Annotated in this window: 17 protein-coding genes and 1 other annotated feature; of the genes, 4 read left to right on the top strand and 13 right to left on the bottom strand. The window is 54.2% G+C overall.

Annotated elements, in window-relative coordinates; translation table 11 throughout:
- Positions 1 to 17 precede the first annotated feature (17 nt).
- From JL661_RS12550 to hisL, 11 genes are all read right to left on the bottom strand, one after another.
- Positions 18 to 686: a hypothetical protein gene (locus tag JL661_RS12550; RefSeq protein ID WP_004235762.1), complete on the bottom strand. Its 669-nt coding sequence runs from the start codon at positions 684 to 686 to the stop codon at positions 18 to 20.
- Between the two features lie 21 nt (positions 687 to 707).
- Positions 708 to 1,196, bottom strand: a complete 489-nt coding sequence (locus tag JL661_RS12545) for a YbaK/prolyl-tRNA synthetase associated domain-containing protein (RefSeq protein WP_073970176.1) — start codon at positions 1,194 to 1,196, stop codon at positions 708 to 710.
- Between the two features lie 100 nt (positions 1,197 to 1,296).
- Positions 1,297 to 1,908 (bottom strand): bifunctional phosphoribosyl-AMP cyclohydrolase/phosphoribosyl-ATP diphosphatase HisIE, encoded by a 612-nt coding sequence (gene hisIE / locus JL661_RS12540; RefSeq protein WP_062772295.1) that lies wholly within the window; start codon positions 1,906 to 1,908, stop codon positions 1,297 to 1,299.
- A gap of 6 nt (positions 1,909 to 1,914) precedes the next feature.
- Positions 1,915 to 2,694 carry an imidazole glycerol phosphate synthase subunit HisF gene (gene hisF, locus JL661_RS12535; RefSeq protein ID WP_004235766.1) on the bottom strand — a complete coding sequence of 260 codons (780 nt, stop codon included), beginning with the start codon at positions 2,692 to 2,694 and terminating at the stop codon, positions 1,915 to 1,917.
- Positions 2,676 to 3,413 (bottom strand): 1-(5-phosphoribosyl)-5-[(5-phosphoribosylamino)methylideneamino]imidazole-4-carboxamide isomerase, encoded by a 738-nt coding sequence (hisA, locus tag JL661_RS12530; RefSeq protein ID WP_004241708.1) that lies wholly within the window; start codon positions 3,411 to 3,413, stop codon positions 2,676 to 2,678. The genes hisF and hisA overlap by 19 nt, the downstream gene beginning before the upstream one ends.
- Positions 3,410 to 4,006 carry an imidazole glycerol phosphate synthase subunit HisH gene (hisH, locus tag JL661_RS12525; RefSeq protein WP_062772298.1) on the bottom strand — a complete coding sequence of 199 codons (597 nt, stop codon included), beginning with the start codon at positions 4,004 to 4,006 and terminating at the stop codon, positions 3,410 to 3,412. Before hisH ends, hisA begins: the two co-directional genes overlap by 4 nt.
- The gene (hisB, locus tag JL661_RS12520) at positions 4,006 to 5,073 is read right to left on the bottom strand and encodes a bifunctional histidinol-phosphatase/imidazoleglycerol-phosphate dehydratase HisB (protein WP_004235769.1); all 1,068 of its coding nucleotides are present in this window, start codon (positions 5,071 to 5,073) and stop codon (positions 4,006 to 4,008) included. Before hisB ends, hisH begins: the two co-directional genes overlap by 1 nt.
- Before the next feature lie 19 nt (positions 5,074 to 5,092).
- Positions 5,093 to 6,169: a histidinol-phosphate transaminase gene (gene hisC, locus JL661_RS12515; RefSeq protein WP_062772301.1), complete on the bottom strand. Its 1,077-nt coding sequence runs from the start codon at positions 6,167 to 6,169 to the stop codon at positions 5,093 to 5,095.
- Positions 6,166 to 7,479: a histidinol dehydrogenase gene (gene hisD, locus JL661_RS12510; RefSeq protein ID WP_150974926.1), complete on the bottom strand. Its 1,314-nt coding sequence runs from the start codon at positions 7,477 to 7,479 to the stop codon at positions 6,166 to 6,168. The genes hisC and hisD overlap by 4 nt, the downstream gene beginning before the upstream one ends.
- A gap of 14 nt (positions 7,480 to 7,493) precedes the next feature.
- Positions 7,494 to 8,393 carry an ATP phosphoribosyltransferase gene (hisG, locus tag JL661_RS12505; protein ID WP_004241717.1) on the bottom strand — a complete coding sequence of 300 codons (900 nt, stop codon included), beginning with the start codon at positions 8,391 to 8,393 and terminating at the stop codon, positions 7,494 to 7,496.
- A 34-nt stretch (positions 8,394 to 8,427) separates the two neighbouring features.
- Positions 8,428 to 8,552 (bottom strand) — a sequence feature (His leader region).
- On the bottom strand, positions 8,528 to 8,575 hold the full coding sequence (gene hisL / locus JL661_RS12500) for a his operon leader peptide (RefSeq protein WP_101495319.1): 48 nt from the start codon (positions 8,573 to 8,575) through the stop codon (positions 8,528 to 8,530). Its footprint overlaps the feature before it by 25 nt.
- Positions 8,576 to 8,773: 198 nt before the next feature.
- Here hisL and JL661_RS12495 point away from each other — a divergent pair, with 198 nt between their 5' ends.
- Complete coding sequence (locus JL661_RS12495) at positions 8,774 to 9,601, top strand: SDR family oxidoreductase (RefSeq protein ID WP_049246915.1); 828 nt, start codon at positions 8,774 to 8,776, stop codon at positions 9,599 to 9,601.
- Positions 9,602 to 9,604: 3 nt separating this feature from the next.
- On the opposite strand, the gene JL661_RS12490 is transcribed toward JL661_RS12495, so the two are convergent.
- Positions 9,605 to 10,225, bottom strand: a complete 621-nt coding sequence (locus JL661_RS12490; protein WP_036417023.1) for a glutathione S-transferase family protein — start codon at positions 10,223 to 10,225, stop codon at positions 9,605 to 9,607.
- Between the two features lie 214 nt (positions 10,226 to 10,439).
- Between JL661_RS12490 and JL661_RS12485 the strand changes: the two genes are divergently transcribed.
- From JL661_RS12485 to JL661_RS12475, 3 genes are all read left to right on the top strand, one after another.
- Positions 10,440 to 11,642, top strand: a complete 1,203-nt coding sequence (locus JL661_RS12485; RefSeq protein WP_004235775.1) for a serine hydrolase — start codon at positions 10,440 to 10,442, stop codon at positions 11,640 to 11,642.
- A 276-nt stretch (positions 11,643 to 11,918) separates the two neighbouring features.
- Complete coding sequence (locus JL661_RS12480) at positions 11,919 to 12,374, top strand: GNAT family N-acetyltransferase (RefSeq protein WP_036417020.1); 456 nt, start codon at positions 11,919 to 11,921, stop codon at positions 12,372 to 12,374.
- A gap of 152 nt (positions 12,375 to 12,526) precedes the next feature.
- On the top strand, positions 12,527 to 13,048 hold the full coding sequence (locus JL661_RS12475) for a LemA family protein (RefSeq protein WP_004235777.1): 522 nt from the start codon (positions 12,527 to 12,529) through the stop codon (positions 13,046 to 13,048).
- Positions 13,049 to 13,110: 62 nt separating this feature from the next.
- Here the strand turns inward: JL661_RS12475 and JL661_RS12470 are convergent, their stop codons facing one another.
- Positions 13,111 to 14,478, bottom strand: a complete 1,368-nt coding sequence (locus JL661_RS12470) for an L-serine ammonia-lyase (protein ID WP_015422567.1) — start codon at positions 14,476 to 14,478, stop codon at positions 13,111 to 13,113.
- Between the last annotated feature and the right edge of the window lie 45 nt (positions 14,479 to 14,523).

Here is a 14,523-nt window from a genome sequence, read left to right as displayed (position 1 = left end):
GTAGTGCGGGTCTTTTTTTACATCACAACACTGCTGCGGGTATGTGCCTGCAGAACCCGTGAGGCGGTCTGTGTCATGGTATCGTTGATTTCATCGAGCCAGTGATGAACCTGCTCAGCGGATAACTGCAGTGACGGGCAATCCCGGTCCTTCTGGTTGTTCTCTTCCAGTAACAGAACCAGTTCGGTATCCAGCAGAGACTGGATCATATCTATCCACAGGCCGATTTGCTGGTTCAGCGGCTTTCCGGCCGGAGAGGTGATGCAGTAGCGGTTGAGCCGTTCAGCGGCGGTATACTGAAAATCATCCCGCAGTGCCATCCGCTCTGCCAGTGTGGCGGTTTCAGGCGCGGGCAGCGGAGTACCGAGACAGGTAAACTCATAACTGTCTTCCCGGGTAAACAGACTGTCATTCAGCCGGATCTGCTTTTCCTCATAATGCATCAGGACTTCACGCAGCAGGGCACTGACCGCAAAAAAGTGGTCGGTTTTATGAAACTGGCTGCCGTTAAGATACGGTGCACTCAGCTGCTGCCGCAGGGATTGCTCATCTTCCTCCGGTGAGGAGACAAAACGCCTGCGGGATTTCTGTGTTTTGAACCAGCGGCGCCAGCGGTGGCGCGACAGATACAGCAGCAGGCTGAGTAACAGCAGATAATAAAGCGAGTCTAAAAGTTCGTCCTGCATAAGCGCCTTCCCAAGCAAAAATCAGAGTTCACGGCGGACAAACGATACTGTTTCAGGATCGGCAATCCGCTGATAGTCCTTTGTATTCAGAATAATGGAGCACTCCAGGCTGCCGGCATTAAAGGCCAGCTCACTGAAACGTTCAAATAACATCGGATCGGCAACGAGACGGAGATCAGGGTGAAAGCTGAACGGCGGGATAGCACCGAACACACACTGTGTCAGTTCAGCTGTTTCTGCAGGGCTGGCGAGAGAGGCGCGGGTGCCGCCGGTTTTTTTTGCCAGTGCCTGTAAATCCGCCTGCTGATCAGAAGGCAGAATCGCAAGAACATACTGACGTACACCGTTTCCCTTGATATGACAAACCAGTGCTTTGGCACCCTGACCGTGGTGTGTGCCGCGCACTCTGGCGACTTCTTCGGTTTTCCCGGCGGAGGCATGATGTACCACACGGTAGCGGGCATTATGTTCATCCAGCCGGGCGGTCAGTTTCTCAAAAATCGGGGTCATATCACTCACAGTCTCTGCATTTGTTGCCAATATCCTGCCTATTATAGAAGGTTACGGCAACAAAAACAGCGGACAAAAAAGGATTTCCCCCGCTTTCGGATTAACGGTGACGGGAGCGCAGTTTTTCAATAACAGCGGCCAGATCCAGATCGGCATCCTGGAGCAGTACCAGCAGGTGATAGAGCAGATCCGCTGATTCCGACGTCAGTTCCGCTTTATCGCGGACAGTAGCGGCCAGTGCGGTTTCCACGCCTTCCTCGCCCACTTTCTGCGCAATCCGTTTGGTCCCGGCGGCATAAAGTTGCGCCGTGTAAGAGCTGTCAGGATCGGCTGTTTTGCGGGATTTGATCACGTACTCCAGTTCATACAGGAAACCCTGTGCAGTTTGTGCCGGCGCAAAACAGCTGTTGGTACCCTGATGACAGGTCGGGCCGATCGGGGTGACCAGCGCGAGCAGCGTGTCGTTGTCACAATCTTTAAACAGGTCTTCCAGATTAAGGAAATGCCCGGATGATTCCCCTTTGGTCCACAGCCGCTGTTTGGTGCGGGAATAAAACGTCACGCGTTTTTCGCTGATCGTTTTGTCCAGTGCGTCGCGGTTCATGTAGCCCAGCATCAGCACATCACCGGAGACGGCGTGCTGAACAATAACCGGCAGCAGGCCGCCGGTTTTCTGCCAGTCCAGTTGTGCGATTTCCTGTTCCGTGAGCATTGTGTGTTACTCCTGTATTCTGACAACGATCCCGTCGCGGGCAAGTCCGCGTTTCAGGTCGCCGATATTAATAATTTGTTTGTGGAAGACGGAGGCGGCAAGCGCGCCGTCCACACCGGCCTGTAAAAACGCATCACGGAAGTGATCCGGATGACCGGCACCACCCGAGGCAATCAGCGGTACCTGGCACACCTCACGCACTTTTTTCAGCTGCTCCAGGTCGTAGCCGTTGCGCACACCGTCCTGGTTCATCATATTAAGGACGATCTCTCCGGCGCCGCGCTGCTGCACTTCCTGTACCCAGTCGAGGGTGTTACGGGAAGTGGCGATGGTGCGTTTTTCATCACCGGTAAACTGATAGACCTGATAGTTTCCGCTTTCCGCATCGTGCCAGGTATCGATCCCGACGACAATGCACTGCACGCCGAAGCGGTCAGCCAGCCGGGTGATGAGGGTCGGGTCACTCAGCGCCGGGGAGTTAACGGAGATTTTATCCGCCCCGAAACTGAGGATCGCGGCAGCATCTTCGGTACTGCGGATCCCGCCTGCCACACAGAACGGAATATCAATCACTTCTGCTACTTTGGCTACCCAGCTTTTATCCACCACGCGACCATCAGAGGAGGCGGTGATATCATAGAATACCAGCTCATCCGCGCCTTCTTCGGCATAACGGCGGGCGAGGGGGACGATGTCGCCGATGATTTCGTGATTACGGAACTGAACCCCTTTGACCACCTGTCCGTCACGGACGTCCAGGCAGGGAATTATGCGTTTTGCCAGCATGCGATAGCCTCCGGTAATGTCATTTTGCCGTCGAGCAGCGCCCGGCCAACGATTACGCCCGCCACACCGGTGGCAGGCAGCGGGGCGATATCACTCAGCCCGCCGATACCGCCGGAGGCCTGAAAGGCAATCTCCGGGAACGCGGCACAGATTTCCTGATAAAGCGCCACATTGGAGCCCGCCAGGGTACCGTCTTTTGAGATATCGGTACATAATACGTGGCGCAGCCCGGCAGAGGCGAAATCGCGGATCACGTCTTCGATGGTCTGCTCTGAATCTTCCTGCCAGCCGCTGACCGCAACCCGTTTTTTACCGTCCGCGCCGATGCGCACATCCAGCGCCAGTACGATGCGTTCCGCGCCCCAACGGGCAAACCAGCATTTTACTTGTTCCGGGGATTTGATCGCCGTGGAGCCGACCACCACACGGGCGGCACCGGCATCAAGCAGGGCAGCAACATCTTCTTCAGTACGGATCCCGCCGCCGATCTGTACCGGCACGCTCACACCCGCCAGCAGTGTCTTCAGCAGCGGGATCTGACGCTTCGCCGGGTCTTTGGCGCCGGTTAAATCCACAAGGTGCAGCAGTTGCGCCCCTTCGCGCTCATAAGCCTGCAAACGGCTGAGCGGATCCGCGCCGTAATCGCGCTGTTTTGCATAATCGCCCTGGTGAAGGCGCACTACCTGTCCGTCAATTAAATCCAGTGCGGGAATGATCATGACGCTTTCATCTCCAGAAAATTTTTAATCAGTGTGATACCGGTTTTACCTGAACGCTCCGGGTGGAACTGCACGCCGTAAAAATTATCGCGGCAGAGAACACTGCTGAAAGCCTCACCGTACGTGGTGGTGGCTGCCGTGGCGTCGCTGACCGGACAGGAGTAACTGTGAACAAAGTAAAAATAGCTCTGCGGCGCGATATCACGGAACAGCGGCAGATCGGCGGTAAATTCAACAGTATTCCAGCCCATGTGCGGCACCGGCAGACCATCCGGCGTCATTTTCTGTACGGGGGTATCAATCAGACCGAGCAGATCGATATTTCCCTCTTCGCTGGTGGTGCCGAGCAGCTGCATGCCGAGGCAAATCCCCAGCACCGGCTGGGTCAGGGAACGGATGGTGCTCACCAGCCCGCGCGCTGTCAGATTTTCCATTGCCGCGCCCGCCGTCCCGACTCCCGGCAGAAAGACTTTATCTGCCTGACGGATAAGGTCAGGGTCGGCGGTGACCAGCGGCTGATAACCAAGACGCTCCACCGCGTAGCGGACGGAGGCGATATTGGCACAGTCGGTATCGGTGATCACTATGTGCATCACAGCACCCCTTTTGAACTCGGCAGAACATTACCTTCCACACGGATAGCCTGGCGCAGTGTCCGTCCGAACACTTTAAACAGGCTTTCGGCTCTGTGGTGGTCGTTCTTCCCTTTGGTTTTCAGGTGTAACGTGCAGCCCATGGTATAGGAGAGCGAGCGGAAGAAGTGCTCAATCATCTCAGTGCTCAGGTCGCCGACACGCTGATATTTAAAATCGGCTTTGTATTCCAGGTGCGGACGGCCGGAGATATCCAGAGCGCAGCGGGCAAGACACTCATCCATCGGCAGGGTAAAGCCGAAACGGGTGATACCGCGCTTATCGCCGAGTGCCAGTTTCAGGGCTTCGCCCAGCGCCAGTCCGGTATCTTCCACGGTGTGGTGATCATCAATCACCAGGTCGCCGCTGACCTGAATATTGAGGCGGAAACCGCCGTGGGTGGCAATCTGATCCAGCATGTGATCGAAAAAGCCGACACCGGTGCGGATGGTGCTGCCGCCTTCGCGGTCGAGCCATACTTCGGTGAGAATATCGGTCTCTTTGGTTCTGCGCTCCACGCGGCTGTAACGGTCACGGCGGGTCAGCTGCTCTGCGATACTGTTCCAGTCAGTGTCCGGCTGGCCGTAACGCAGGCCGGTAATGCCCATGTTTTCCGCGAGCTGAATGTCAGTTTCACGATCGCCGATCACATAGCTGTTTTTCGCGTCAATAACGCCCGGCAGCAGGTATTTTTCCACCAGCGTGATTTTCGGTTTGCGGCAGTTGCAATTATCCGCCGGTTTGTGCGGACAAATCAGCACCTCATCAAAGGTAATGCCCTGAGAGGTGAAAATCTGCATCATCAGCTGGTGCGGTGCCTCGAAATCCGCCTGCGGGAAACTGTCTGTACCGAGTCCGTCCTGGTTGGTGACCATCACAAAGCGGTATCCGGCCTCTTTCAGCTTCAGCAGCGCGGGGATCACATCCGGCTCAAAAGCCAGTTTGTCTAATCTGTCCACCTGAAAATCCACCGGTGGTTCGGTGATCAGAGTGCCGTCGCGGTCAATAAATAAAACGTTCTGTGTCATGGTATCCGTTGTCCTCAGATTATGGCATTTCAAGCGCGGCGATAGCGGTGATCACCCGCAGGCATTCCGCCCGGGTGCCGACAGTAATGCGCAGACAGTTTTCCAGCCCGCGTTGTTTGCTCTGGTCACGCAAAATAATTCCCTCATTCCACAGGCTGCGGAAAACCCGTTCCGCATCACGGAAACGCACCAGAATGTAGTTGGTTTTGCTCGGGAAAACGGTTTCCGTCAGCGGCAGCTTTTGCAGCTCATCACACAGCATCTGCCGGTTGCGGCAGATTTCGGTAACGCGCTCCTGCATTACGGCAATGCCTTCCGGCAGCAGGGCTTCGGCAGCAATGGCTGCCACCGGGGATGACAGCGGATAGGGCGCGATCACTTTCATCAGCACGTTAATAATATCTGCAGAGGCCAGTGTGAAGCCGCAGCGCAGCCCGGCGAGCGCAAACGCTTTGGAGAGCGTGCGCAGGATCACCAGGTTAGGGTATTCTTTCAGCCACGATGCCACGCTGAACTCCGGGCAGAACTCGATATAGGCCTCATCGACCACAATCAGTGCCCGGTTATCCACGATATCAAACAGATAACGCAGATCCTGTTCGCGGATCGGGTTGCCGGTCGGGTTATTCGGGTGACAGACATAAATCACTTTCACGCCGCTGAGACTGGCGGCAATGCTGTCCAGATCCAACTGCCAGCCATCCAGTGACGGCACCACTTTCTGTGCGATACCAAAGGTTTCCGCACTGACACTGTACATGCCGTAGGTCGGCGGGCAAAACAGCACCGCATCTTTCCCCGGCTCACAGAAGGCACGGATCAGTAATTCAATGCTTTCATCCGCGCCGCGCCCCGAGATAACCTGCTCCGGACTGACACCGGCGTAAGCCGCATAGCGGTTGATCACGTTCGCAGGCTGACACTCCGGATAGCGGTTCAGGTTGCGATCCGTAAAGGTGAAATCCGGTGCCTGCGGATATTCGTTGGCGTTCAGCCAGACATCCCCGTTACCGCCGAGACGGCGTGCCGACTGATACGGCGTCAGTAACTGCACATTTTCGCGGGCCAGTGCCATCGCGCTGAATGGTTTGTTCATCGGTTGTTTTCCTCCGCTTTCAGGGCATTCATCCGCAGTGTCACGGCATTTTTGTGCGCGGTGAGCAGTTCTGCCGCCGCCAGGGTTTCAATCGCGTCTGCCAGACCGGATAACCCGGCCGGGGTCAGCTTCTGCACGGTCATCCGTTTCATAAAATCCGCCAGTCCGAGGCTGGAATAGGTCGAGGTATAACCGTAAGTCGGCAGAACATGGTTGGTGCCGGAGGCATAATCACCCGCCGATTCCGGCGACCAGTCACCGAGGAACACGGAACCGGCACTGTTGATAGCAGGCAGCAGGGCATCAGGGTCGCGGGTCTGGATAATTAAGTGCTCCGGACCGTACTGATTGCTGATCGCCACACAGGTGTCCAGGTCGCGGGCAATAATAATGCGGCTGGCGGACAGGGCCTGACGGGCAATCTCTTTGCGTGATAATAATTCCAGTTGTGAATTGGTTTCCGCTACCACGCGCTGTGCCATTGCTTCATCCGGGGTGACCAGCACCACCTGAGAATCAGGGCCGTGTTCGGCCTGGGAGAGCAGGTCTGCTGCGACAAAGGCCGGGTTGGCACCGCTGTCGGCGATCACCAGTACTTCAGAAGGCCCGGCAGGCATATCAATGGCTGCACCGCCGATAGTCTGGCTGACCTGACGTTTCGCTTCGGTCACATAGGCGTTGCCCGGCCCGAAAATTTTGTCGGTGGCGGGAATGGTTTCTGTGCCGAATGCCATCGCGGCAATTGCCTGGGCACCGCCCACCTGATAAATGGTCTCCACACCGCAAAGTTGCGCAGCATATAAAATTTCATCGGCCACCGGCGGCGGCGAGCAGAGGATGATCCGGCGGCAACCGGCGATTTTTGCCGGGACAGCCAGCATCAGGACAGTGGAAATCAGCGGCGCGCTGCCGCCCGGGATATACAGCCCGACACTGTCCACCGGACGGGTCACCAGCTGGCAGCTGACGCCGGGCTGGGTTTCCACATCAATCACATCCGGGATCTGCGCCTCGTGAAAGCGGGTGATATTAGCTTTCGCAGTCGCCATGGCGGATTTCAGCGAATCCTGCAGACGGTCAGCGGCGGCGGCAATCTCCGCAGCACTGATTTGCAGTTCTGTCACCTGTGTTTTATCAAAGCGGGCACTCAGCGCGCGCAGGGCATCATCGCCGTTTTCCCGCACATCGCGGATGATGTCACTGACACCGCGGCTGATATCACCGGATGCCGCCATCGCCGGGCGCATCAGGGCATCCGCCTGCTGTTGTGCATCAAGGTTTTCCCAGCGGATCAAGGTATTAAAGGTCATTGCGGTCATTGTCATCACTCCATCATTTTTTCAATCGGCAGAACCAGAATGGAGCTGCAACCGAGGGCTTTCAGTTTCTCCATGGTTTCCCAGAACAGGGTTTCGCTGCTGACCATGTGCATCGCCACCAGATCCGGCTCACCGGCCAGCGGCAGCAGGGTCGGACGCTCAGCGCCCGGCAGCAGGGCGATCACTTCGTCCAGACGCTCTGACGGAGCGTGCATCATGATGTATTTGGATTCACGTGCCTGGATAACACCCTGGATACGGGTCATCATTCTGTCGATAAGCTGCTGTTTGGCCGGCGGCATGTCACCGTCGCGCTGAATCAGGCAGGCTTTGGAGCGGTAAATCACTTCCACTTCGCGCAGACCGTTAGCTTCCAGCGTGGCACCGGTGGAAACGAGGTCACAGATGGCATCGGCCAGACCGGCGCGCGGTGCCACTTCCACCGAGCCGTTGAGCAGACAGGATTTAAAGCGGATACCTTTCTGATCGAGATAGCGCTTGAGCAGGAATGGATAGGAAGTCGCGATACGGCTGTCCTGAAGACATTCCGCGCCGCTGTAGCTGAAATCCACCGGGGCGGCCAGCGAAAGGCGGCAGGTACCGAAATCCAGGCGGCGCAGCGTGAAGTAACGCGGGTTTTGTCCCTGTGCCTGACGGCTTAATAACTCTTCTTCCAGTACGTTTTCGCCGATGATACCGAGGTCAACCACGCCGTCCATCACCAGACCGGGAATATCGTCATCACGGACCCGCAGGATATCAATCGGCATATTCTCTGCGTAAGCAATCAGGCGCTGCTGTTGTAAGTTGATTTTTATGCCGCAGCGCGCGAGCAACTCGCGGGAGTCTTCACTTAAGCGACCTGATTTCTGAATGGCTATCCGTAAGCGCGTTTTATCTAACATTTTGATTATCCTTTGATTTTATAATTCTTTAGGTATAAAAAAACCCCCGGAAAAAAGATTCTTCCGGGGGTTCTCTCTTAGCACGCATGCCACCGGAAGCTCTGAACGTCTTCCGGCACCAATCGCCTGAAAGACTAGTCAGGGTGATGGTGGTGGTGATGGCTGAACTGGATGCGTGTCATGATAATCTCTCGTCGTTTATCTGCCTGTTGCTATCACGGATAATGTTGTCATTATGGTGATAACGATGTTTATAAATTGCTTGTCTTTCAACCTATAGAACTCACCCGGACTTTGCAACCCCTTTTTTGCAAAGAAAACAGAAATTAAGATAATTTACTGAAATTAAAGAAAAATAAGCCACAGAGAGGTCATGCACGATGAAAACAGTTTCCATCGCGGGGCTGGGCTGGCTGGGAATGCCGCTGGCACTGCATCTTGCGGATATCGGTATCCGTGTCAAAGGTACCAAAACCACGCCGGACGGCACAGAGGCGGCGAGGATGTGCGGTATTGAGTGTTATATGCTGAATCTGACACCAGAGCCGGAATGTAACGCTGATGATCTGGATGCCTTTTTGCAGACAGATATTCTGGTGATCACACTGCCGGCATCAAGAACTGCGAGCGGTGGTTATCTGTATGTGAAGGCGGTGCAGAATCTGGTGGATCTGGCGGCGGCGCGCGGCGTGTCGCGGGTAATTTTTACCGGTTCAACAGCGGTTTACGGTAATCAGACCGGTAAGCTGACAGAGAACTCGCCGGTCGATCCGGTGACAGAATCCGCCAAAGCGATTGTTGAGATTGAACACTGGCTGAATGAGCTGCCGGGTGTTTCAGCGGATATTCTGCGTCTGGCCGGGCTGGTGGGGGAATCCCGTCATGCAGGGCGTTTCCTTGCGGGTAAAACGGCGGTGAAAGGGGCGAATCAGCCGGTCAATCTGGTGCATCAGGATGATGTGATTGCCGCGATCCGTTTGCTGATCCAGCGTCCGCACGGCGGTCATCTGTATAATCTGTGTGCGCCGCAGCACCCGTCACGGGCTGAATTTTATCCGGATATGTCCCGTCAGATTAATTTGCTGCCGCCGGTGTTCAGAGAAGAAGATATCACTGAAGGAAAAGAGATTGACGGCAGCCGCATCTGCCGGGAACTGGGCTTTGAGTATCAGTACCCTGATCCCGGCCGGATGCCGATGACAGAGTAAGTATTAACTGACCGGCAGTGCCACGATATCGCGGTACGCCGGGCGGGTTTCAATCAGTGCAAACCAGCGCTCGATATGCGGGAAGTCCGGTCGGTCATGACACACTTCCCGCCACGGATAGAGCAGCGGCGCCAGTGCCATATCCGCGATACTGAAGGTATCACCGGCGATATAATCACGCTGTGCAAGGTCATCATTGAGCATGGCAATCAGGCGATTCAGAGATTGTTTCAGCTCCTCCACCCGCGCCGGATCGCGCTGCTCTGCCGGAGTTCTGACCAGCAGTCCCATCATCGCTTTGATATACGGGAACAGACTGCCGTCTGACCAGTACATCCATTGTGCCGCCCGGGCGCGAAATTCCGCATTGTGCGGCAGCAGTGTGCCGTCATCATATTTATCCGCCAGATAACTGAGAATGGCATTGGATTCCCAGAGAATAAATTCACCGTCCTGATAGGTCGGAATAGTTTTATTCGGGTTCATGGCGAGGTATTCCGGGGTATCGAGACCGCCGAACGGCCCGCCCGCATCTTTCTGCTGATAAGTCAGCCCCAGTTCAGTCAGACACCATAAGACTTTCTTGACGTTAGACGAGTTTTTTCTGCCCCAGACGGTTATCATAGTGACTCCTGTTGATAGATATGCGATGACGTGTGCGTATTGTCGGTTATTTTGTGTCATGAAGTGTAAATTTTTACACGAAATCCCCGTAACAGGAAGAATCGCGTTAAAGTGTCATTGGCTTACCATTCATGAAATGAATATAGTATTCATTATCACAGAGTTATCACTCTTATTTTTGTCACGATGTACCGGGTTTAAAGAGGGAAGAGTAATGCAGACAGTAATCAGTTCACGGGTAACCGGTTTAATCGGCGGGCTTGCTTTCGGATTCTTAAGCATCGGCCACGCGTTTGCGGAGGAAACACCGGTTGCACCGCAGGTGGATGCAAAAGCGTATGTGCTGATGGACTACAACAGCGGGAAAATCCTGGCATCCGCGAATGCGGATGAGCGCCTTGACCCGGCGTCACTGACAAAAATTATGAGCAGTTATGTGGTCGGACAGGCGATTAAAGCCGGAAAAGTGACACCGGATGATATCGTCACCGTCGGCATCAATGCCTGGGCAACCGGTAACCCGGTGCTGAAAGGCTCTTCCCTGATGTTCCTCAAGCCCGATGACCGCGTAAAATTAATCGATCTGAACAAAGGGATGGTTATTCAGTCCGGCAATGACGCCAGTATTGCGCTGGCGGAATATGTCGCGGGCAGCCAGGAAACCTTTGTTTCGCAGATGAACAGTTATGCCAAACAGATTGGCCTGACAAATACCCATTTTAAAACGGTTCACGGGCTTGATTCCGAAGGGCAGTACAGTACCGCCAAAGATATGGCGCTGCTGACCCAGGCGCTGATCACCGATGTGCCGGATGAATATGTTATCCATAAAGAGAAAGAATTTACTTTTAATAAGATCCGTCAGCCGAACCGCAACCGCCTGCTGTGGAGCACTAATCTCAATGTGGATGGTGTGAAAACCGGTCACACCAGCGGTGCGGGACATAACCTGGTGGCTTCCGCGACCGACGGTCCGATGCGTCTGATTTCTGTGGTACTGGGTGCACCGAGTGACCGTGTCCGCTTTGCTGAAAGCGAAAAAATCCTCTCCTGGGGCTTCCGTTTCTTTGAAACCGTGGCACCGGTGAAAGCCGATACCCCGCTGACCACTGAGCGTGTCTGGTTCGGGGATATTTCAGAAGTGCCGCTGGGCGCGGAAAAAGACATTTATGTCACGATCCCGAAAGGCAAACTCAAAGATCTGAAAGCCACTTTTGAGCTGGACAGCACCACGCTGGAAGCGCCGCTGGCGAAAAACCAGGTGGTCGGGAAAATCAACTTTATCCTTGATGATAAAGTCGTTGAACAGCGTCCGCTGGTAGTTCAGCAGCAGGTTGAGGAAGCCGGTTTCTTCGGCCGTATCTGGGATTATATTGTCCGCTTCTTTGCCGGACTGTGGCATTCCGTCTTCGGTTAATCACAACAGCCTGCCGGTTAACTGACCGGCAGGTTTTCTCTCCGTTTACCGGTAATTCCGGTATCACGTTCAGACAGTACTCCTGAAATCACGCCTCCATTCTTACTGCTGCCATTGTTGTATGTAACCTCAGTGACCCGCGAAGGTATCTTCCTGCGGAATTTAATCTGAATTAAGAAAGAAAAACACGGAATGCACCATCCCGTGCGGCTATTTTTTATCAGAGCGGCAATAATAGACAGGCAGAAAAAAACAGCGGTAACAACAGGAGAGGCGATGATTCGTTTATGTCCGGTCAGTAAAGATAACTGGGAAGCGTGTGTGGATCTGGAAGTGCGGGAGGATCAGGAGGATTTTGTGGCCTCCAATGTGTATTCCCTGGCACAGCTTCAGTTTGTGAATAATTTCAGTGCCGATGTGATTTATGACGATGAAACCATGATCGGTTTTGCCATGTACGGTATTGATGACGATGATGGCATGTTCTGGATCTGGCGCTTTATGCTGGATGCACAGTTTCAGGGCAAAGGGCTGGGTAAAGCCGCATTTGCTGCTTTACTGGAAAAAATCACCGCGATGAATAACGCCCGGGAGCAGCCGCTGCCCTGGCTGCGGTTGAGTTATGAGCCGGAAAATGAATTCGTAAAACACTTTTATCAGCGTTTCGGCTTTAAGGTGGTGCAGATGATGGATTTCGGGGAGGAAATGGCGCAAATGCCGCTATCATCATAAGGTTATTCCCCTTTCAGGCGGCAATTTATCATGCTGTCTGCTGAATTACCCTGTTGAAATCCGTATAAGATCCGATATTACATCCTGATATCGGATTTTTTTATAAAAAAGGACCGGTATTTTTACACACCGGTCAATAAAGGATTAAAGATATGGGGACAATTGTGTTTATCGCACTGGTCATTGCCGTGGCCGGAATTGTATGGATCCGGCGGGTATATCTCCGGATAAACCGCCTTCAGGCACCAATCACCGAAGCTTATGCGGCGATTGACGGCATGCTGCATCAGCGGGCGGAGAGGATCGGCCAGCTGGTGGATATGACGGAAAAAGCCGGTATCCGGGATGCAACGCTGTTTTATTCCTGGCAGGATGCGTATCCGCGCTATACAGAGGCGGCGACACTGGATGAGAGTGTCAGTGCCGCAAATGATATCAGCAGTGCTTTTTATCATATTATGACGCTGACAGAGACATTCCCGGTGCTGATTGCGGATCCGCAGTTTGTCCGTATTCAGCTGGGGATATGTGATGTTGAGGATGCCCTGAATCCCGGCATCCGTGCTTTTAATGAGGCGGTACTTCAGTACAATATTGCGGTTCAGCACTATCCGGACACCCTGGTGGCCGGGCTGTTCGGGTTCGGACCCAAAACACTGCTGCTGATGTCCTGATATGAAAAACCCCCGCAATGCAGATTGCGGGGTTTTTTTGACTTTCCGGGGATCGGGGTTAATCAGTCACACGGGATCACTTTGATTGCCAGGCCGCCCTGTGAGGTTTCGCGGTATTTGGCGTTCATATCTTTACCGGTTTCATACATGGTTTCGATAACTTTATCGAGACAAACGCGCGGTTCGCTGACACGGCGCAGCGCCATACGGGCGGCGTTGACAGACTGAACTGCGGCAATGGCGTTACGCTCGATGCACGGTACCTGTACCTGCCCGGCGACCGGGTCACAGGTCAGGCCGAGGTTGTGTTCCATCGCGATTTCCGCCGCGATAAAGACCTGCATCGGGCTGCCGCCCAGCAGTTCGGTCAGACCGGCTGCCGCCATGGAGCAGGCAACACCGACTTCACCCTGACAACCCACTTCCGCACCGGAAATAGAGGCGTTCATTTTGTACAGTGAACCGATCACGCTGGATACCAGGAAATAGCGGGTATAGGCGTTTTCATTCACCGGACGGATGAATTTATCGTAATACGACAGTACTGCCGGGATGATCCCGCAGGCACCGTTGGTTGGTGCGGTAACAACACGGCCGCCGGCGGCGTTTTCTTCGTTAACGGCGAGGGCAAACATGTTGATCCAGTCAACAACCTGCATCGGGTCAGTGGAGGTGTTATCACTGGTAACCAGCTGACGGCGCAGTGCAGCGGCACGGCGTGGTACACGCAGCGGCCCCGGCAGCAGACCTTCGGTGTTCACACCACGCTCGATACCGGCTTTCATCACGTCCCAGACTGCCGCCAGGTGAGCAGAAAGCTCTTCCTTGCTGTGCAGCGCCAGTTCATTCTGCATAACCAGTGCTGACAGAGACAGCCCGGTTTCATTGCAGTGTTTCTGCAGATCAGCTGCATACTGGTACGGATAAGGCACTTTGGTTTCGCTGTCCGCAGCCTGGCCAAAATGCTCTTCATCGACGATAAAACCACCGCCGACGGAGTAATAGGTTTTCTTGTACAGTAATTCATCACCGGCGAATGCGCTGATGGACATGCCGTTTTCATGCAGCGGCAGGTTTTCTTTATGGAAGTTCATCCCGTTATCGCGCGGGAAATCCACTTCATGGCGTTGGTTTGCCAGCAAAAGGCGTTCACGTTCTTCAACATCCCTGATAAAGCCCGGTATCGCGTCAATATCAACAGAATCCGGCAGGTTACCCGCAAGACCCATAATGATAGCGATATCTGTTGCGTGACCTTTCCCTGTCAGAGACAGAGAGCCGTACACATCAACCTGAATGCGGGTGGTTTTTTCCAGCAGTCCGGCCGCGATAAGATCATCAGCGAACTGTTTACCTGCTTTCATCGGACCGACCGTGTGAGAACTCGACGGACCAATACCAATTTTGAAGATGTCAAATACACTGACCATATTGCTCGCCCCCTATGTTAAGGCGTGGATTAATAGTGTCGTGAA

This window comes from Morganella morganii, assembly GCF_019243775.1.
GTDB lineage: Bacteria > Pseudomonadota > Gammaproteobacteria > Enterobacterales > Enterobacteriaceae > Morganella > Morganella morganii.
The sequence above is the reverse complement of the archived record's forward strand: the minus strand, read 5'-3'. Positions and strand labels throughout refer to the sequence as shown.